This window comes from Streptomyces sp. SCPE 10 (assembly GCF_051980735.1).
Lineage (GTDB): Bacteria > Actinomycetota > Actinomycetes > Streptomycetales > Streptomycetaceae > Streptomyces > Streptomyces misionensis.
On sequence record NZ_CP197069.1, the window covers coordinates 6981722 to 7001389 of the forward strand.

Below are 19668 nucleotides of genomic sequence, written 5' to 3' on the forward strand. Positions count from 1 at the left end.
CGCCTCACCTCTTCGCCGAAGGCAAACGGCTGACGCCGGTTCATGATGGCTCAGGGCCGCGCCGCAGGGAAGGAGCCACGCACGGCCCAGGCGGGGGTCCACGGGCGGGACGACGGGCGGTCCGCGGGCCGGGCGGCGAGATGGGCGCGCAGCACGGCCAGGCCCGGGTGCGCGTTGGCCGCGCTCCACACCAGGGAGTGCGGGTAGACCGGTGTCGGATCGGTGAGCGGGATCCGCCGCAGATCGTGCCCGGCGGGCCAGACCAGCCGGATGCCCTCGGCGACGAGGGTGGCGAGCGTGGCGGAGTCCGCGACCGTGTCGAGCAGCGCCTCCGAGCCGAAGTCGGGGCCCACCGAGTCGATGGTCAGCCCGAACTCGGCCGCCAGCGCCTCGTAGTAGGCGGCCCACTCGGTGCCGGCCACCAGGCCCGGCATCCAGATCCGGTGCCCGGCCAGTTCCGCCGGTCGCACCGAGCGGGCCCCGGCCAGGGGATGCGCGGGACCGGTCAGCAGTTGCACGGCCTCGTCGTAGACCCGCGCCGCCCGCAGGCCCTCGGGCAGCCGGGGGCCGACCGCGCGGAACGTCGCGTCGATGGTGCCCGAGCGCACGGCGGCGACGGCCGTGTCCGCGTCGAAGAGGGTCACCACGTCCAGGGCCGTCTCCGGGTGCACCCGGTGGAAGTCGCGCAGCAGGCCCGCCGGACCGAGCCGGGCCCCGACCACGTCCACGCGCAGCGCCCGCCGGCCCGGCCGTACGGAGGCGGCGGCCCGCTCCTCGGCCAGCAGCAGCTCACGGGCGTGCGGCAGGAACGCCTGCCCGTCGATGGTCGGCTCCGCCCCGCGCGCGGTCCGCAGGAACAGCCGCACCCCCAGCTCCTTCTCCAGCGCCGCGATCCGCTTGGAGACGGCCTGCTGGGTGATGCCGAGGACGGCCGACGCCTCCTGGAACTGCCCGCTGTCCACCACGGCGACGAAGGTGCGCACGGCCTTGAGATCCACCCGGCCATCGTAGCCATCGGGCGCCCGTGTACAACCAATGGTTGTGGCCGTCGTCGTGCTGGTTGTTTGAACCGCAGGCCACCTGCTGGCTTTCATATGCCGGGTCAACGGGAGGTTGTGGATGAGGCTGGGTCGGCAGTTCGGGTGGCTGTGGGCGGCGTATTCGGTCAGTACCTTCGGCACGTGGCTCGCGTTCGACGCCTTCGCGCTGATCGCGGTCCTCGTGCTGCACGCGGGTTCGGCCCAGGTGTCGCTGCTCGCCTCGGCCGGGGTGGCCGTCGGCGCGGTGGCCGCCGTACCGCTCGGCCCCTGGATCGAGTTCCGGCGCAAACGACCCGTGATGATCACGGCCGACCTGGTGCGCGGGGCCGCGCTGCTCACCCTGCCCGCCGCCTACGCGTTCGGCGTGCTCGGCTTCGGGCAGCTCCTGGTGGTCTCGGTGATCGTCGCGGCGGCCGACATCACCTTCACCGCCGCCTCCGGCGCCCATCTCAAGGCGCTGGTGCCGTCCGACGGCCTGCTCACCGCGGCCGGCCGGTTCGAGTCCACCACCTGGACCGCCAGCGTGCTCGGCCCCCCGCTCGGCGGCGCCCTCGCCGGTCTGCTGGGACCGGTGACCACCGTGGCCGCGGACGCCGTCAGCTATCTGCTGTCCGCCCTCGGCATCCGCGCCATCGGCCGCGGCGAGACCGTCCCCGAGCGCACCGCCGCGCCGCGTGCCGGCGAACTCCTCGACGGCTGGCGGCACCTGCTCACCAACCGCGCGCTGCGCCCGCTGTTCCTCAACGTGCTCCTGGGCAACGCCCTGATCATGGCCGGCTCGCCGGTCCTGTCGGTGCTCATGCTGGGCCACCTCGGCTTCGCACCCTGGCAGTACGGGCTCGCCTTCGCCGTGCCCTGCCTCGGCGGACTGCTCGGCTCGCGGCTGGCCCGACCGCTGGCCACCCGGTACGGCAGGCGCCGGGTGCTGCTCGCCTCCGGTGCGCTGCGCGCCTGCTGGCCGATCGGGCTCGCGTTCACCGGGCCCGGCACGGCCGGACTGCTCGTGGTGATGGTCGTGGAGGCCGGGCTGATCCTGTGCTGCGCCGTCTTCAACCCGCTCGTCGTCACCGAGCGCCTGGAGCTGACCCCGAACGACCGGGTGGCCCGCATGCTGGCCGCCTGGTCCGTCACCGGGAAGGCCTGCACCGCCGCGATCACCGCGCTGTGGGGCCTGGTGGCCGCCGTCGTCGGGGCGCGCACCGCGCTGGGCCTCGCCGGGGTGCTGATGCTCGCCACCCCGCTGCTGCTGTGGCCGCTGGTGGCGGGGCGCCGTGCGGCGGCGGTCACGGAACGACCGTCACCGGCCAGCGTCCCGCCTTCACCAGCCGCACCGCCACCGACCCGATGATCCGGTGCCCGGCCTGCTCGGAGGCGCCCACCACCACCGCGTCCGCCTTCAGCTCCTCGGCCGCCGTCACCAGGCCGGTGTAGGGGTCGCCGCGGTAGGTGTGGAACTCCCAGCGCACCTCGAATATCCCCCGGACCCGCTCGGCCGCCTCGCGGATCTGCGTCACCAGGTCCTCGGCGATCTCGTCGGCGGTCTCCATCACCGGGGCGCCGAGCGCCGCCCCGGCGGCCAGCACCGGCTGCACGTACACCACGGCCAGCAGCGCGTGCTGGCGCCGGGCGAGACCGCCGGCGTACGCCGCGGCGCGCATCGACGACTCGGAGCCGTCCACCCCGACGAGGACCACCTTCGGGCCGTCCGTGCCCCGCTCGAACCGGTGCGCATGCTGCTCGTGCTGCTCGTGCTGCTCCGTCACATCTTGAGATTATCGGAACCTTTACTTCCCACCGCCTCACGGTGCGGCGGGCCTTCACCACCCCACGGCAGCCACCGCACCCGGCCGGTGCCCACCGCACCCCACGGCACGCACCGGCCCCTCCCAGCGCGCGCGTCTCCCGCCCCCTTCCTACAGTCGGAGGCATGACCGCCACCGCGGAGCCCGCCGCGCGCAGGAACGGCGCGGCGCCGACGCGCTCGCCCGGCGGGGGACGCCTCGGCCGGGTACCGAAGGCCTTCGCCGGACTGTTCGCCGGGCTCGGCGTGCTGTGCGCGGCGATCGCGCTGATCGAACCGCTGCGGCTGCTGCTGCGCCCGCTCGTGCGGGGCATCGACCTGCTGCTGGTGCCGATCAGCGCCAACCTCGCCTACGCCGTCTTCCTGTTCCTGCTGGCCGGTGCCACCGCCGCCCGCAAGAAGGTCGCCTGGTGGCTGGTCGTCGTCTATCTCGGCCTGGTCGTGGTCACCGACGCGCTCGGCGTCGCCCTCGGCCTGTACGCCCAGTCGCTGCCCTCCCTCGTCCTGTGCGGCCTGCTGCTGCTCGTGCTGATCGCGGCCAGGGGGGAGTTCTACGCCGCCTCCCGGCGCGGCGCGGTGTGGCGGGCGCTCGCCGTGCTGCTCGGCGGGCTCGCGGTCGCCGTCCTGCTCGGCTGGGGGCTCGTCCTGCTGTTCCCGGGCACCCTGCCGGCCGGCCAGCACCTGGCATGGGCCGCCGACCGGGTCTGCGGCGGCCTCGTCCCCAGCAGCTCCTTCGCCGGGCGCCCGCCCCGCGCGGTCACCTTCGTGCTCGGCCTGCTCGGCGCGCTCGCGCTGCTCAACGCCGCCGCCGCGCTGTTCCGTTCCCAGCGCCTGGAGGCCGCCCTGCACGGCGACGAGGAGGCCCGCATCCGCGCCCTGCTCAAGGCGTACGGCGCCCGCGACTCCCTCGGCTACTTCGCCACCCGCCGCGACAAGGCCGTCGTCTTCTCGCCCAGCGGCAAGGCCGCCGTCACCTACCGCGTCGAGGCCGGCGTGTGCCTCGCCAGCGGCGACCCGGTCGGCGACCCGGAGGCCTGGCCGCACGCCATCGCCGCCTGGCTGGACCTGGCCCGCCGCTACGCCTGGGCACCCGCCGTGATGGGCGCCTCCGAGGACGGCGCCCGCGCCTTCGCCCGCGCCGGACTCGGCGCCCTCCAACTCGGCGACGAGGCGATCGTGCACGTGGCCGGCTTCGACCTCGGCGGCCGGGACATGCGCGTCACCCGGCAGGCCGTGCACCGGGTCCGCCGCACCGGCGCCACCTGCCGCATCCGCCGCCACGCCCAGCTCGCCGAACGGGAGATGGAGGAGATCGTCGACAAGGCCGACGCCTGGCGCGACACCGAGACCGAGCGCGGCTTCTCCATGGCCCTGGACCGGCTCGGCGACCCCGCCGACGGCGACTGCCTGCTGGTGGAGGCGTCCGGCGAGGACGGCCGGCTGCTCGCCCTGCTCTCCTTCGTGCCCTGGGGAGCGGACGGCGTCTCCCTGGACGTGATGCGCCGCGACCGCGCCGCCCCCAACGGCGTGGTGGAGTTCATGGTCAGCGAACTGTGCGCCGCCGCGCCCAAGGTGGGCATCCGCCGGATCTCGCTCAACTTCGCCGTCTTCCGCTCCGTGTTCGAGGAGGGTGCCCGCATCGGCGCCGGCCCCGTCCTGCGGCTCTGGCGCCGGCTGCTGCTCTTCTTCTCCCGCTGGTGGCAGCTGGAGGCGCTGTACCGCTCCAACGCCAAGTACCGCCCCGAGTGGTACCCGCGGTTCATCTGCTACGGCGAGACCGCCTCCCTCGCCCGGATCGGCCTGGCCTCCGGAATCGCCGAGGGCTTCGTCCCCGTACCCTCGCTGCGCACCCTGTGGGGAAAGGGGCACCGCGGCACCGGGGCACGCCCCGCTCCCCGACGCCTCCTGCCCGCCGCGTCGTCCGACACCGAGCAGCCGAGGGCGGCCGGGCGCGCCGCCCCGGACGCGGGCCTGCCCGACCAGATCCGCGTCCGGCGCCGCACACTGCACCGGCTCCGCAAGGCCGGCACCGACCCCTACCCCGTCGGCGTCCGCGCCCCCACGCACGCCCTCGCCGACGTCCCGCCCGGCCGTCCCGGCGAACCCGGCCCGGAGATCACCGTCGCCGGCCGCCTCATGCTGGTCCGCGACTTCGGCGGCATCGTCTTCGCCGTACTGCGCGACTGGTCCGGCGACCACCAGATCGCCCTCACCCGCGACCGGTCCGGCGCCGCACTCGACCGCTTCACCGCCGACACCGACATCGGCGACCACATCAGCGTCACCGGACACAGCGGCCTCAGCGACCGGGGCGAGCCCACCGTCTTCGCCACCTCCTGGCAGCTCACCGGCAAGTGCCTGCGCCCGCTGCCCGGCAAACACCGGGGCCTGACCGACCCCGAGGCCAGGATCCGCCGACGCCACCTCGATCTGATCACCAGGCCCGACGCCCGCGCCGTGCTGCGCGCCCGCTCCGCCGCCGTGGGCGCCCTGCGCCAGGGCCTGCTGGAGCGGGGCTTCACCGAGGTCGAGACCCCGGTGCTGCAACAGCTCCACGGCGGCGCCAACGCCCGGCCCTTCACCACCCACAGCAACGCCTACGACCTCGACCTGTATCTGCGCATCGCCCCCGAGCTGTACCTCAAGCGCTTGTGCGTCGGCGGCCTGGAGAAGGTCTTCGAACTGGGCCGCACCTTCCGCAACGAGGGCGTCTCGCCCAAGCACAACCCCGAGTTCACGATGCTGGAGGCCTACCAGGCGTACGCCGACTACGACGTGATGCTCGACCTCGTGCGCGAACTGGTGCAGGGCGCGGCGACCGCGGTCTTCGGCGCCCCGGTGGCCCGCAGGGACGGCGAGGAGCACGACCTGTCCGGGCGGTGGCCGGTGAAGACCGTGTACGGCGCCCTCTCCGAGGTCCTCGGCGAGGAGATAGGCCCCGGCACCGAACTGCTGCGGCTGCACCGGCTGTGCGACCGCGCGGGAGTGCCGTACACCGCCGACGACCAACCCGCCGACGTGGTACTGGAGATGTACGAGCGGCTGGTCGAGGAGCACACCCGACGGCCCACCTTCTACAAGGACTTCCCCGTCGCCGTCTCCCCGCTCACCCGGCAGCACCGCGCCGACCCCCGGCTCGCCGAACGCTGGGACCTCGTCGCCTTCGGTGTGGAACTCGCCACCGCCTACTCGGAGTTGACCGATCCCGTGGAACAGCGCCGTCGGCTCACCGAGCAGTCGCTGCGGGCGGCCGGCGGGGATGCCGAGGCCATGGAACTGGACGAGGACTTCCTCCAGGCGCTCGACTACGCGATGCCCCCGACCGGCGGCCTCGGCCTCGGTGCCGACCGGCTCGTCATGTGTCTCACCGGCCTGACGATCCGGGAGACCCTGCCGTTCCCGCTGGTGCGCCGCCGCTGAGCCCCCGCGGCCGGGGCCGCGGCGCCATGCGCGGCCCCAAACGGTCATCGGCACCGCGCGCCGGGACGCACCGGTACACGGCCATGCCGGTCGCGGTGGCGGACCGCTGCGCCTGTACGGGCGTGCCGATGACCGGAACAGCCCGGAACAGCGACGCCCCCGGCCTCGCGGCCGGCCGCAGACACGCACCCAGGCCCCCGGCGGCGCCCCGCTGCCGGACTCGGGCGAAGCCCACCGGTCGGCCAGGTCGGCCCCGACCGGGCCGACCTCGCCGTCGCGTGATCACCGATGGCACCAACTCCGTTCGGCGAACCGTCCGTTGCCGTAGCCCCGGCCGAACGCGGGACGGCCGAAGGACCCCGGCGGGTGCCACCGGGGTACCGGTGCTGGTCCGACCGGGTGGAATACCGCCCGCACACCGTGCCGTTGCGGTGCGGCGACCGCTCCGGGGGCGACTGATGAGTCATGCAGAAGGATCAGTTGTTCACACGCCGCCGCTTGCTCCTCGCCTCCGCCGCCGCCCTCGGCGCGGCCGGCACCGCGGGTCTCGTCGTGGCGGGCGACGAGGAGGCCGTCCGGACCGCCGCCCCCGTGCCCGCCCCCGGCCCCCAGGCCCGTCAGGCCCCCCTGAAGTCCTCGGCCTTCCGCCTCCAGCCGCTGACCGGTGACGGCCCGCCGCGCTCCGCCCCGCGCAGGCTGAAGGTACGCACGGAGCCCATCTTCGAGATCTCCGCACGCGGCCGGCAGATGATGCTGACCTTCGACGACGGCCCCAACCCCGACTACACCCCGCACATCCTGGACACCCTCGCCAAGCACGACGTGCGGGCGATGTTCTTCGTGTGCGGCGAGTGCGTCGAGGACAACAAGCATCTGGTGGCCCGGATGGCCGAAGAGGGCCATGTCGTCGGCAACCACACCTGGACCCACCCGCTGCTGACCACCCTCGACCGCGCGGAGATCAAGTCGGAGATGGCGCGCACCAGCGACATCATCGAGGACACCTACGGCGAGCGCCCGCAGTGGTTCCGCGCCCCCTACGGTGCCTGGAACCGGGCCGCGTTCCAACTCGGCGCCGAGATGGGCATGGAGCCGATGGCCTGGACCGTCGACACCACCGACTGGGACACGCCCGGCACCGACACCATCATCGAGCGGGTGGAGGACGGCGCCGCGCCCGGTGTGGTCATCCTCTCGCACGACGCCGGGGGCGACCGCTCGCAGACCGTCGAGGCCATCCAGGAGTGGCTGCCCTATCTGCTCGACCAGGGGTACCACCTCACGGTGCCACGCAGACGCCTCTGACCGACTTCTTTGGTGCACAGGGGGGTTGGCGGAGGGGCCGGCGCCCGCCGGGCCGCGGTGGTTCAGGTGACCGCGACCAGGCGGGCGAAGACGACGACATTGCCCTCGTAGCCGCCCTGCTTGGAGAAGTCGCCGCCGCAGGTGATGACGCGCAGTTCCGGGGCGCCCTTCGAGCCGTACACCCGGTCGCCGGGGAAGTTGTTCTTGGAGAAGACCTCGACGCCGTAGACCTCGAACACCGCGGTCCGTCCGTCCTTGCGCAGGACGTCGACGCGGTTCCCCTTCCGCAGGGCTCCCAGGCCGTAGAACACGGCGGGGCCCTGCTTGTTGTCGACGTGGCCGACGACGACCGCGGTGCCCTTCTCGCCCGGGGAGACCGCGCCGGTGAACCAGCCCGCGAGGTCCGGCTCGTCGGGCGGCGGCGCGCTCACCGCGCCGCTCGCGTCCAGACCGACGGGGGTGACCGGCGCGTCGACGTCGATCGCCGGGATCCGCACCCGGTCGACGGCGGAGAACCCCAGCGGGACGAGACCGGTGGGCGCCGGGGTCTGCGGGGCGCGGGTGTCCGGGGCCGCCGCGGACGCCGGCTGCGGCGGGCCGACGTCGAACTCGCCCGAACCGTTGCGCAGGAGCGCCAGACCGGAGAGCAGCAGCAGCGCCATCACCCCCCAGGGGGCGCGCCGCCGGCGGCGTTCCTCCTCCTCTTCCTCCTCGGCGAACCGGGCGGACGGGGCCGGCCGGGGCGCGGGCCCGTGCCATCCCCTCTCCGACCGTCGCTGGTCCCGTGCGATGCGCATGGGAAAAAGCTAAGTGCCGCGCGCGCGGCCTGCGACGGGCCGAGTGGCGAACGGGTGGCACCTGTGCCTCGTGGTGCGCCATCCGAGTTGCCGTTCCCAGGAATTTTCTGACGGTCCGTGACCTGCGGCTATATCCGATTGTCAGCTTGTCGTGCGGTGTGTCGGATCACCAGGACGGACCATTCTCGACATGCGGGCGTGTTCCGCGCGCCCGAGGGTCTTTGCGGGAGGCGCTTTCTCGCCGATCGACCGGGGACGGGCCCCGGGGTGCCTTCCGCGGAGGATCACATGCGAAACCAACGCGCCCTGGCGGCCGCGTGCACCGCTGCCGCCGTGCTCGGGCTCGCCGCCCCCGTGGCCGTCGCGGACGGCATGGGCAACGGGGGCGGCACCACGGGAGGCACGGGCACGGGGACCATCGTCGGCCCGGGCACCGGCGTCGGCAACTTCGGGAACGGGACCGTCGTGGGCGGGGGCGGCAATGTCGGAGGCGGGGGCGGAAACTTCGGAGGCGGAGGTGGTGGCGGAGGCGGCGGAGGTATCGGAGGTATCGGAGGCGGCGGGGGCATCGGCGGGGGTGGCGGCGGTGGCGGCGGAGGCATCGGCGGAGGCGGAGGCGGCGGGGGCGGGGGCGGGGGCAACTTCGGGAACGGCAACGGGAACTTCGGCGGTGGTGGCGGGGGCGGCAACTTCCCGGGCGGAGGCAACGGCAACTTCAACGGCAACGGCGGGTTCAGCGGCAACGGCCGCTTCGAGGGTCACTTCAACGGCACCATCAGCGGCAATGGCCGGATCAGCAGCAACGGCAGGGGCGACGAGTTCGGCAACGGCGACCGGGGCCGCGGGAACGGGCGGGGCGACGAGTTCGGCGGCCCCGGCGACAACGGCCTCGGCGGCGACTTCGGCAACCGGCCCGGCGGCGACAACGGCCTGCGCGACATCGTCGTCACCCCCGGTGTGGTCGCCGCCGGTGGCCGGCTCACCGTCATCGTGCACGGCTGCCGGGGCGGTCAGATGTCCTCCCGGGCCTTTCGCACCGCCCCGCTGACACCGTTCCGCGACGACACCTCACGGGGTGTCGTCTACGTCAACCGCGACGTCCGTCCCGGCCGGTACGACATCACCGTCCGCTGCGAGCGCCACACCGAGACCCGTCCTCGGGCCTTCACCGTGATCGGTGGCGTCAACGGCGGCCTCGGCGGCAGCCGGACCAGCGGTGCGACGACCGCCGACATGGCCATCGGCGGCGCTCTGGTCGGCGTGTCCGTGATCGGCGGTGGCGTGTACTGGCTGCGCCGCAGGGGCGAGCGGCGCGCCTGAGGCGTTCTCGAGAGCTCCCGGACCGGCGGCCACCGTGCGCGGGCCGCCGGTCCGGGTTCCTTGCCGTCGGCCCGGTCAGCCCTTGATGCCCGGGAACAGGTTCAGGAACGGCTCGGCGGTCACGGCGATGCCCCGGCTGTAGGGGGCGTCGAGGTCCCAGATGAGGAAGAGCATGAAGGCGATGGTCGCGGAGAACAGTCCGGCCAGCACCAACTCCCTCCTGGTGCGCCGAATCTGGAGCGCGAAGACCATGCCGACGGTGATCGCCGCCCCGATGAGCAGCCCCCACCACACCACGGCCGGCATGGTGGCCCCGGTGGAGTCGGCACGCTCGTTGCGGGCCTGGTCGGCGGCGGTCATCTGGTCCAGCAGCGGCTGGTAGGCCTGTGCCTCGAAGTCGTTCCCGGGCCGGTAGTCGGTGACGTCCTGACGGACCTTCTGCAGCAGCGTGGCGCCGTGGTCGGTGACGCGCTCGTGGCGGGTCATCGTCGACCACTCGGTGTGCACGACATAGCTGACATAGGTGTTGACATCGGCGCGGATGTGGTCGCGCACGTCCGGGGGATAGACGCGGACCCGTTCCGAGATCTCGTGCAGGGCCTGTGCCTCGGACTGCACGTAGTCCTGGGCGGAGCTGCGGGCCTCCCACACGCCCGCGATGGCCAGACCGAGGACGATCGCGTAGACGACGCCGATCCACATCGTCATGTACTCGATGACGTCCGGCGTCTCGTTGGGGTCCTCGTCCTGCGGTGCCCGCTTGTGCCGGAGGAGCGTCACGGCGACCACCACGGCGCAGGCCCCCAGCATCCCGAGGACGAGAACAAGCCAATCCGACAAGGGGTACCTCCAGAGATGAGCGGCCCGGCAGGTCAGCGCGGGCGGAGGGCCGCGACGGCGACGATCGCGGGCAGGGCGATGAGCAGGACGTAGGTGACGGGCCGGGTGTGGCCGGCCGCGGGCCGGGTGGCCGGATGTGGGTGGTACGCCGGGTAGCTCACCGGGCTCACCGCCGGGCGCGGGGTGGGGGTCGGCGACGGCTTCGGGGCCGGTGCGGGCCTTGGTGCCGCCGGGGCGGGTGGGGGAGTGGGCGTGGGCGTCGGCCGGGGTGCCGGGGCGGGCGGCCGGGGCTTCGGCGTGGGCCGGGGTGTCGGGGCCGGCTTCGGCGGAGTCGGAGTCGGCGTGGGGGTCGGCGTGGGTGTCGGAGTCGGTGTCGGCGGGCACGGTGGCGGGGGCGGCGGTGGGCAGTGCCAGGGCGGCGGCCAGGGATGGTGGTGCCACGGGGGCGGCCAGGGGTGGTGGCGCCATGGGGGCGGCCAGGGGTGGCCGCCGCCCGCGAAGACCGCCGCTCCGCCGCCCGCCGACACCACCGAGGCGCCGCCCGCCGGCATCGCCGGGCCGCCGCTCGCGGGTGCCGTCGGGGCACCGTTCGCCGAGGTCGGCGAGGTGGTGCCCGCCGAGGTCACCGAGACGCCGCCCGCGGAGGCGGTGGCGGTGCCGTTCACGAAGGACGCGGAGACGCCGCCCGCGGTGGCCACCGCCACCGTGCCGCCCGGGCCCGTGGAGGTGTACGCGCAGACATCGGCCGACGCGCTGCCGACCGGGCAGCCCGTCAGGGCGCAGGTCAGCGCCAGCAGGGCCAACGCCCTTGAGGCGGGCGCGCGCCGGGTCACGTTCAGTCCATGCACGCCAAGATCATGGGGTGCGGGGAGCGGCCGTATCCGAGAGTGCGGCGGTATTAGCCCGAAGGAGGGATAAACCCGATCGGTGGTTTGACGATCAGATCAGTCCGATATGGCCGAAATCGCGCCCCCGGGCCCGGCGTTCGGCCGTGCGAGGCCGGCGCCGGCGCGTCAAGCGGAAGGAGCCGGAGGGCGTCACCCGTCCCGATGGTGCGCGGTGGACGAGGGGTGACCGGAGCCTTGGCTGGAACATCACTCAGCGGGGTCGCCCGGGCACTTGCCGCAGGCAGTGACCGGGAACGGATGGTCAATTTCCGGTTCAGGTCGCTCCTTTGGCGGGCGATCAGTAGCCTCAGCTCGAACACCGGATCGCCTACGCCTTCGTCCCGCCTTGGAGAGATAATGGAGCGTCCCGCCTGGGCCCCACGCAGCATCGACATCTCGGTGCCGAGCGTCTCGCGCATCTACGACTACTACCTGGGCGGTTCGCACAACTTCGAGGTCGACCGGGAGGCCGCCCGCAGGGCGATGGAATTCATGCCCGGCCTGCCGAAGACCATGCAGGCCAACCGGGCTTTCCTGCGCCGGGCCGTGCGGTTCGCCGCCCAGGAGGGCATCACCCAGTTCCTCGACATCGGCTCCGGCATCCCGACGTACGGCAACGTCCACGAGGTCGCCCAGTCCGCCGTGCCCGGCGCCCGGGTCGTCTACGTCGACCACGACCCGGTGGCCGTCGCGCACAGCGAGGCCGTGCTCGCGGGCAACGACGACGCGGGCGTGGCCGCCGCCGACCTGCGCAAGCCGCAGGAGATCCTCGACAGCCCCGAGGTGCGGAGGCTGATCGACCTGAACCGCCCGGTGGCCCTCCTCCTCGTTGCCATACTGCACTTCGTGGAAGACGCGGACGACCCCTACGGTGCGGTGGCCGAGCTGCGCGATGCGCTCGCGCCCGGCAGCATGCTGATCCTCACCCATGCCTCGTACGAGGGAATCCCCGTGTCCGCGGAGCGGGCCGAGGGTGCGATGGACGTATACAAGGACATTCGCAACCCGCTGATCATGCGCTCGCGCGACGAGATCGCGCGGTTCTTCGAGGGGTACGACATGGTGGAACCCGGACTGGTGACGCTGCCGCTGTGGCGCCCGGAATCGGCGCCGGAGGACGAGGACCCGTTCGCCTTCTCCGGATACGCCGGCGTGGGGCGTACGGCGTGAGCGCGGAGCCGGACGGGCCGGAGGACAGACTGCGCCGACTGACGACGATCTGGAGCCGGGCACTGTACCCCGTCACCTCCACGTCGCTCACCCGCGCCGAGTTCGAGGGGCAACTCCTGCCGCTCGCATACCGGTTGAGCGAGCTGCTGCGCGCCCGCAACTTCGACGCGGAGGCCGCCAGGGCGGTCGGCGCCGCCCTGGTCGAGGCGCACTGCACCGACCCCGAGGCACTCTCGCGCACCCTCGACTGCGTGGACGCCTATCTGGTGCTCTACTGCGGCGGCGACGGCCCCCAGGACGAACTGCGCATGCGTTCCTCGCGGTTGCAGCACGCGATGGCCGCCGGTTACGCGCACGCGCTGCGCCGCCGCACCCTCGCCGAGCAAGAGTCCATCGCCCAGGCCGCGTTGCGCGCCCAGGGCGTGGTGGCCCAGGCGCTGCACGCCAGCGAGGCCCGCTTCCGCGCCGTCTTCGAGGGTGCCGCCATAGGGATCGGCATCGCCGACCTCGACGGCCACATCCTCCAGGTCAACGAGGCGCTGCTGCGCATGTTCGGGCTCACCCAGCAGGCGCTGCGCAGCCGCCGGGTGCAGGACTGGACGCACCCCGACGACGCCCCGCAGACCTGGCGGCTCTACGACGAACTGGTCCGCGGCGAACGCGAGCACTACCATGTGGAGAAGGCCTTCAACCGGCCCGACGGCACGGTGCTGTGGACCAATCTGACGGTCTCCCTGCTGCGCGACGCGGACGGCAGCCCGCAGTACCAGCTCGCGCTCATGGAGGACACCACCGAGCGCCGGCTGCTCCACCTGCGGCTGCGCTACGAGGCCACGCACGACGCGCTCACCGGCCTGCCCAACCGCACGCTCTTCTTCGAGCGGCTGGAGAAGGCGCTCGCGGCCGGCAAGGACCAGCGTTTCGGCCTGTGCTACCTCGACCTGGACGGCTTCAAGACCATCAACGACAGCCTCGGGCACGCGGCCGGCGACCGGCTGCTGGTGGAGGTCGCCGACCGCTTGCAGTCCTGCGCGACCGCCCCCGGGGAGATGGTCGCGCGGCTCGGCGGCGACGAGTTCGTGGCGCTGACCACCGGCCCCGGCACCGAGCGCACGGTGGACGAACTGGCCGAGCGCATCATGAACGCGCTGGTCACCCCGATCAGCATCGACGGCCGGGACCTGCTGGTGCGCGGCAGCCTGGGCATTGTGGAGGGCCCGGCGGGCGAGCGCACGGCCGCCGAGGTGCTGCGCAGCGCGGACATCACCATGTACCGGGCCAAGTCGGCGGGCGGCAACCGCTCGGAGCTGGCCGACCCGGAGGCCGATGCCCGCGCCATCACCCGGCACGGTCTGACCACGGCGCTGCCCACCGCCCTGGAGCGCGGCGAGTTCTTCATCGAGTACCAGCCGCTGGTGCACCTCGGCGACGGCAGCGTGCGCGGCGCCGAGGCGCTGGTGCGCTGGCTGCACCCGCAGCACGGGGTGCTCGGCCCGGACCGCTTCATCCCGCTCGCCGAGCACACCGGACTGATCGTGCCGCTCGGCCGCTGGGTCCTGGAGGAGTCGATCCGGCAGGCCCGCGCCTGGCGCGAGCGGCACGGCGGCCAGGACGCCGGGCCGCTGCGGATCAACGTCAACCTCTCCCCGTGCCAGCTCAGCCACCCGGGGCTGGTCCAGGACACGGTGGACATCCTCGAACGCGCGGGCGTCACCCCCGACGCCCTGTGTCTGGAGGTCACCGAGTCCGCGCTCATCGGCGCCGACGACGACCTGCTCAAACCGCTGCGCAGGCTCGCCGAGATGGGCGTGGACATCGCCCTGGACGACTTCGGCACCGGCTACTCGAACCTGGCCAACCTGCGCCGCCTCCCGGTGAGCGTCCTCAAGCTGGACCGCTCCTTCACCCAGGGCATGCAGCAGTTCCCCGCCGACCCCGTGGACCTGAAGATCGTCGAGGGGATCGTCAGCCTCGCCCACAGCCTGGACCTCGCGGTCACCGTGGAGGGAGTGGAGACGGGGGCCCAGGCCGAACAGCTGCGGGTGCTGGGCTGTGACACCGCCCAGGGCTGGTACTACGCCCGCCCCGGCCCGCCGGAACGGCTGCACGACCTGGCCCTGGCGGACGCCACGGGATGAGGGGCGCGGGCGCCGGGCAAGGAACCCTCAGGGCCGGCCGGCGCGGTGGTGGCGGTCGCGCCGGGCCGGTTTCGCGGTCGCGGGGTCCGAGCGCCCTCACCGTTGCCTGAGCATCCGCTGAAGCTCCCTCGCCGCCCTCGGTGGGGCGACGTCCGTGCGGTGGGCCAGGGCGATGGTCCGGTGCAGGCCGGGGCGGGCCAGCGGGGTGACCCGCAGGCTCAGGCCCGCCCGGGTCGCGACCATCCGCGGTACGACCGCCACCCCGAGCCCCGCCCGGACGAACCCCAGCACCGCGTCCATCTCGCCGCCCTCCACCGCGAAGTCCGGCTCGAAGCCCTCGGCGCGGCAGGCCGCCACGGTCAGCTCCCGCAGGTCGTAGCCGTGCCGGAACATCACCAGGCGCTCGCTCGCCAGATCGGCGATGCGTACCACCCGCCCGCCGTGCCCGGGGGCCGGCGCCTCCGGCGAGGAGACCACCACCAGGTCCTCGCGCAGCACCTCCAGGGTGGTCAGCGCGGGCGAGGACGGCGGCAGCGGCAGCACGATCAGCGCCAGGTCGAGCGCGCCCCGGGCCAGCTCGCGCACCAGGTCGTGCGAGCCGCCCTCCTCGATCAGCAGCCGGATGCCCGGGTAGCGGTCGTGGAAGGCGCGCAGCACATCCGGGAGCAGACCCGTGCACAGGCTCGGCGTGGCCCCGAGCCGCACCCGCCCGCGCCGCAGCTGCACCAGCTCCTGCACCTCCTGCCGGGCGGTGTCCGCGTCCGCGAGGATCCGCCGGGCCAGCGGCAGCAGCGCCTCGCCCGCGTCGGTGAGCGTGATGTTGCCCCGCGCGCGCAGGAACAGATCCGCCCCCAGCTCCCGCTCCAGGGCCTTGATCTGCTGCGAGAGCGACGGCTGGGCCACGTGCACCAGCTCGGCGGCCCGGGTGAAGTGCCGGGTCTCGGCGACGGCCACGAAATACTGGAGCTGCTGGAGCTGCATGCAGCAACGATAGCCCTTTCCTATGGAAACAAGCTGCGCCATGTCTTGGACCGATCGGGACCTTCGGCCCTAGCGTGCTGTTCCATGGCTCTGGCAACGCGGACGGACCGACGGCCGTCCATGGCACGCACGATGTGGGACTCCTCCGTCGGTAAGAAGACGGTGATGGCCGTCAGCGGTCTGATCATGCTGCTCTACCTGGTGGTGCACATGATCGGAAACCTGAAGATCTACTTCGGGGCGGGCGAGTTCAACCACTACGCGCACTGGCTGCGCACCATCGGCGAGCCCTTCATGCACTACGAGTGGACGCTCTGGATCATCCGGGTCGTCCTCGTCGTCGCCGTGGTCGCCCACGCCACCTCCGCGTACCAGCTCAGCCGCCGCGACATCAAGGCGCGGCCCAGCAAGTACGTGCACTCCAAGCCCCGAGCGAGCTACGCCACCCGCACCATGCGCTGGGGCGGGATCATCCTCGGCCTGTTCATCGTGTGGCACATCCTCGACCTGACCACCGGCACCGTGCACTCCGGCGGCTTCCAGCCGGGCCACCCGTACCAGAACGTCGTGGACACCTTCTCCACCTGGTACGGCAACGTGATCTACATCGTCGCGATGCTCGCGCTCGGCCTGCACGTCCGGCACGGCTTCTGGAGCGCCGCGCAGACCCTCGGCGTCGGCAGCCGCGCCCGCGACCGCGCCCTGAAGACCGTCGCCAACGTTCTCGCGCTGCTGCTCACGGCCGGCTTCATCGCCGTGCCCGTGGGCGTGATGACCGGAGTGGTGAGCTGACATGACCGACTACGTGAACTACCGGACCGGCGAACCGATCGCCGACACCAAGGCCCCGGCCGGCCCGATCCACGAGCGCTGGGACACCCGCCGCTTCCAGGCCAAGCTGGTCAACCCGGCCAACCGGCGCAAGCACACCGTCATCGTGGTCGGCACCGGCCTCGCCGGCGGCTCCGCGGGTGCCACCCTGGCCGAACAGGGCTACCACGTCGTCCAGTTCTGCTACCAGGACTCCCCGCGCCGCGCCCACTCCATCGCAGCGCAGGGCGGCATCAACGCGGCGAAGAACTACCGCAACGACGGCGACTCGATCCACCGGCTGTTCTACGACACCGTCAAGGGCGGCGACTTCCGCGCCCGTGAGTCCAACGTGCACCGCCTGGCGCAGATCTCCGTCGAGATCATCGACCAGTGCGTGGCACAGGGCGTGCCCTTCGCCCGCGAGTACGGCGGCCTGCTCGACACCCGATCCTTCGGCGGCGTCCAGGTCTCCCGCACCTTCTACGCCCGCGGCCAGACGGGCCAGCAGCTGCTGCTCGGCGCCTACCAGGCGCTGTCCCGGCAGATCGCCGCGGGCAACGTGGAGCTGCACCCGCGCACCGAGATGCTGGACCTGATCGTCGTGGACGGACGGGCCCGCGGCATCGTGGCCCGGGACCTGGTCACGGGCCGGATCGACACCTACTTCGCGGACGCGGTCGTCCTCGCCTCCGGCGGCTACGGCAACGTCTTCTACCTGTCGACCAACGCCATGAACTCCAACGCGACCGCGATCTGGCGGGCGCACCGGCGCGGCGCCTACTTCGCCAACCCCTGCTTCACGCAGATCCACCCGACGTGCATCCCGCGCACCGGCGACCACCAGTCCAAGCTCACCCTGATGAGCGAGTCGCTGCGCAACGACGGCCGGATCTGGGTGCCCAAGGCCAAGGGCGACAACCGTCCGCCGAACCAGATCCCCGAGGACGAGCGCGACTACTACCTGGAGCGCATCTACCCCTCCTTCGGCAACCTGGTGCCGCGTGACATCGCCTCCCGCGCCGCGAAGAACGTCTGCGACGAGGGCCGGGGCGTGGGTCCCGGCGGCCAGGGCGTCTACCTGGACTTCGCCGACGCGATCAAGCGCATGGGCCGGGCGGCCGTGGCGGCCAAGTACGGCAACCTCTTCGACATGTACCAGCGGATCACCGACGAGGATCCGTACGAGGTGCCGATGCGGATCTACCCGGCCGTGCACTACACGATGGGCGGACTGTGGGTCGACTACGACCTCCAGACCACCGTGCCGGGCCTGTTCGCGGTCGGCGAGGCCAACTTCTCCGACCACGGCGCCAACCGGCTCGGCGCCTCCGCGCTGATGCAGGGTCTGGCCGACGGCTACTTCGTGCTGCCCGCCACCATCAACGACTACCTGGCGCGCAACCCGCACCAGGACCCGGTCAGCACCGAACACCCGGCGGTGCAGGAGGTGCTGGCGGAGACCGAGGACCGGCTGAACCTGCTGCTCGCCGTCGACGGCGACCGCACCCCCGACTCCTTCCACCGCGAACTCGGCGAATTGATGTGGGAGTTCTGCGGCATGGCCCGCACCGAGGAGGGGCTGCGCAAGGCCCTGGCGCGGATCCCGCAGATCCGCGAGGAGTTCTGGCGGCGGATCAAGGTCCCCGGCACCGGCGAGGAGTTCAACCAGTCGCTGGAGAAGGCCAACCGCATCGTCGACTACCTCGAACTCGCCGAGCTGATGTGCCTCGACGCGCTGCACCGCGCCGAGTCCTGCGGCGGCCACTTCCGCGAGGAGTCCCAGACCTCGGACGGCGAAGCCGCCCGCAAGGACGACGAGTTCGCGTACGCGGCCGCCTGGGAGTTCGCCGGTACGGGCTCCGCTCCCGTCCTGCACAAGGAAGACCTGGTCTTCGAGTACGTCCACCCCACTCAGCGGAGCTACGCATGAAGCTCACCCTGCGCGTCTGGCGGCAGAAGAACGCCGACGCCGACGGCACGATGTCCACCTACGAGGTGGACGGCATCTCGTCCGACATGTCCTTCCTGGAGATGCTGGACGTCCTCAACGAACAGCTCATTCTCTCCGGTGAGGACCCGGTCGCCTTCGACCACGACTGCCGCGAGGGCATCTGCGGCGCCTGCTCCCTCGTGATCAACGGCGACGCCCACGGGCCCGAGCGGACCACCACCTGCCAGCTGCACATGCGGTCCTTCAAGGACGGCGACACCATCGACATCGAGCCGTGGCGGGCCGCCGCGTTCCCGGTGATCAAGGACCTCGTGGTGGACCGCTCCGCCTTCGACCGGATCATCCAGGCCGGCGGCTACATCACCGCGCCCACCGGTTCCGCGCCGGAGGCGCACGCCACGCCGGTGCCCAAGGCGGACGCCGACTTCGCCTTCGAGCACGCCGAGTGCATCGGCTGCGGGGCGTGCGTGGCCGCCTGCCCCAACGGCGCGGCGATGCTGTTCACCTCCGCGAAGATCAACCACCTCAACGTGCTGCCGCAGGGCGCGCCCGAGCGGGAGACACGGGTGCTCGACATGGTGGCGCAGATGGACGCGGAAGGCTTCGGCGGCTGCACGCTGACGGGGGAGTGCGCCACCGCCTGCCCCAAGGGCATCCCGCTGATGTCCATCACGAGCATGAACAAGGAGTGGCTGCGCGCGACCCGCAAGGCCGGGAAGCGCTAGGGCCTCTCGTTTGGATCTTGCCGGGCTCGCGGGCCCTGGCACCGCGCCTCGCGGCGTTGTCGTCGGTTGCCATGGCTCCGCCATGTCGCCCTCCTCCGCCTTGCGATGCACGGCACCAGACCCCGCTCCCTGATCCGGCCTGATCCAAACGAAAGACCCTAGGTGCGCGGCTCGCCGCACCGCGGAAGCGGTCGGTACATCACCACAGACGTTCGCGCTTCGTGCGGACGGGCGGGGCCGGGACGGTGCTCCCCGGCCCCGTCTCGCATGTCCGCGGCGGTTCGGTACGGCGTGCCCGGCGGTGGTTCAGCGCAGGAAGTCGCGCCGGAACAACTGACCCGCGGTCACCGGCGGTTGTGACACCCCCACCGTTCAGCAACCGCACATCCGCTCTCCGGGCACATGTCACGCGCCGGCCAACCGGCGTCGGAAGAACAGGAGCGGCGGGCCGTACGGCACGGCCCGCCGCTGCCGCCGAAC

Annotated in this window: 16 protein-coding genes; 10 read left to right on the forward strand and 6 right to left on the reverse strand. The window is 72.7% G+C overall.

Going from position 1 to position 19668, the window contains the following annotated elements; translation table 11 throughout:
- Positions 1-50: 50 nt before the first annotated feature.
- Entirely contained in the window at positions 51-998 is a 948-nt protein-coding gene (locus ACSP97_RS31965) for a LysR family transcriptional regulator (RefSeq protein ID WP_355150729.1), read from the reverse strand.
- 121 nt (positions 999-1119) lie between these two features.
- On the opposite strand from ACSP97_RS31965, the gene ACSP97_RS31970 reads away from it, so the two are divergent.
- Positions 1120-2388 carry an MFS transporter gene (locus tag ACSP97_RS31970; protein WP_355526697.1) on the forward strand — a complete coding sequence of 423 codons (1269 nt, stop codon included), beginning with the start codon at positions 1120-1122 and terminating at the stop codon, positions 2386-2388.
- On the opposite strand, the gene ACSP97_RS31975 is transcribed toward ACSP97_RS31970, so the two are convergent.
- Positions 2324-2803, reverse strand: coding sequence for a universal stress protein (locus tag ACSP97_RS31975; protein WP_355150725.1), 480 nt, complete (start codon positions 2801-2803; stop codon positions 2324-2326). The two genes, ACSP97_RS31970 and ACSP97_RS31975, sit on opposite strands and share 65 nt — an antisense overlap.
- 164 nt (positions 2804-2967) lie before the next feature.
- Here ACSP97_RS31975 and lysX point away from each other — a divergent pair, with 164 nt between their 5' ends.
- Both lysX and ACSP97_RS31985 read left to right on the forward strand, forming a co-directional pair.
- Positions 2968-6261, forward strand: coding sequence for a bifunctional lysylphosphatidylglycerol synthetase/lysine--tRNA ligase LysX (gene lysX / locus ACSP97_RS31980; RefSeq protein ID WP_440555487.1), 3294 nt, complete (start codon positions 2968-2970; stop codon positions 6259-6261).
- A gap of 465 nt (positions 6262-6726) precedes the next feature.
- A complete protein-coding gene (locus ACSP97_RS31985; protein WP_355329202.1) occupies positions 6727-7566 on the forward strand; it encodes a polysaccharide deacetylase family protein in 840 nt (279 codons plus the stop codon).
- A 62-nt stretch (positions 7567-7628) separates the two neighbouring features.
- Here the strand turns inward: ACSP97_RS31985 and ACSP97_RS31990 are convergent, their stop codons facing one another.
- Positions 7629-8363 carry a class F sortase gene (locus ACSP97_RS31990; protein WP_358678791.1) on the reverse strand — a complete coding sequence of 245 codons (735 nt, stop codon included), beginning with the start codon at positions 8361-8363 and terminating at the stop codon, positions 7629-7631.
- A gap of 288 nt (positions 8364-8651) precedes the next feature.
- Between ACSP97_RS31990 and ACSP97_RS31995 the strand changes: the two genes are divergently transcribed.
- Positions 8652-9683 (forward strand): hypothetical protein, encoded by a 1032-nt coding sequence (locus tag ACSP97_RS31995; protein WP_391870674.1) that lies wholly within the window; start codon positions 8652-8654, stop codon positions 9681-9683.
- 75 nt (positions 9684-9758) lie between these two features.
- Here ACSP97_RS31995 and ACSP97_RS32000 read toward each other — a convergent pair whose 3' ends face one another.
- Together ACSP97_RS32000 and ACSP97_RS32005 are read right to left on the reverse strand one after the other, a co-directional pair.
- Complete coding sequence (locus tag ACSP97_RS32000) at positions 9759-10523, reverse strand: hypothetical protein (RefSeq protein WP_355150715.1); 765 nt, start codon at positions 10521-10523, stop codon at positions 9759-9761.
- A 32-nt stretch (positions 10524-10555) separates the two neighbouring features.
- Positions 10556-10684: a hypothetical protein gene (locus ACSP97_RS32005; RefSeq protein WP_257585990.1), complete on the reverse strand. Its 129-nt coding sequence runs from the start codon at positions 10682-10684 to the stop codon at positions 10556-10558.
- 193 nt (positions 10685-10877) lie between these two features.
- Here ACSP97_RS32005 and ACSP97_RS32010 point away from each other — a divergent pair, with 193 nt between their 5' ends.
- The 3 genes from ACSP97_RS32010 to ACSP97_RS32020 all read left to right on the forward strand — a co-directional run bounded on the left by ACSP97_RS32010 (position 10878) and on the right by ACSP97_RS32020 (position 14718).
- Entirely contained in the window at positions 10878-11441 is a 564-nt protein-coding gene (locus tag ACSP97_RS32010) for a hypothetical protein (protein ID WP_358678785.1), read from the forward strand.
- Between the two features lie 326 nt (positions 11442-11767).
- Positions 11768-12580, forward strand: a complete 813-nt coding sequence (locus ACSP97_RS32015; RefSeq protein WP_355150710.1) for an SAM-dependent methyltransferase — start codon at positions 11768-11770, stop codon at positions 12578-12580.
- A complete protein-coding gene (locus ACSP97_RS32020; RefSeq protein ID WP_358678782.1) occupies positions 12577-14718 on the forward strand; it encodes a putative bifunctional diguanylate cyclase/phosphodiesterase in 2142 nt (713 codons plus the stop codon). Before ACSP97_RS32015 ends, ACSP97_RS32020 begins: the two co-directional genes overlap by 4 nt.
- Positions 14719-14814: 96 nt before the next feature.
- On the opposite strand, the gene ACSP97_RS32025 is transcribed toward ACSP97_RS32020, so the two are convergent.
- A complete protein-coding gene (locus tag ACSP97_RS32025) occupies positions 14815-15699 on the reverse strand; it encodes a LysR family transcriptional regulator (protein WP_355150706.1) in 885 nt (294 codons plus the stop codon).
- Positions 15700-15819: 120 nt separating this feature from the next.
- Between ACSP97_RS32025 and ACSP97_RS32030 the strand changes: the two genes are divergently transcribed.
- The 3 genes from ACSP97_RS32030 to ACSP97_RS32040 are packed head-to-tail and all read left to right on the forward strand — an operon-like array spanning position 15820 to position 19188.
- Positions 15820-16491 (forward strand): succinate dehydrogenase, encoded by a 672-nt coding sequence (locus ACSP97_RS32030; RefSeq protein WP_355150704.1) that lies wholly within the window; start codon positions 15820-15822, stop codon positions 16489-16491.
- Between the two features lies 1 nt (position 16492).
- Entirely contained in the window at positions 16493-18442 is a 1950-nt protein-coding gene (locus ACSP97_RS32035; protein WP_440555492.1) for a fumarate reductase/succinate dehydrogenase flavoprotein subunit, read from the forward strand.
- A complete protein-coding gene (locus ACSP97_RS32040; RefSeq protein WP_355329192.1) occupies positions 18439-19188 on the forward strand; it encodes a succinate dehydrogenase/fumarate reductase iron-sulfur subunit in 750 nt (249 codons plus the stop codon). Before ACSP97_RS32035 ends, ACSP97_RS32040 begins: the two co-directional genes overlap by 4 nt.
- Positions 19189-19668: the final 480 nt, after the last annotated feature.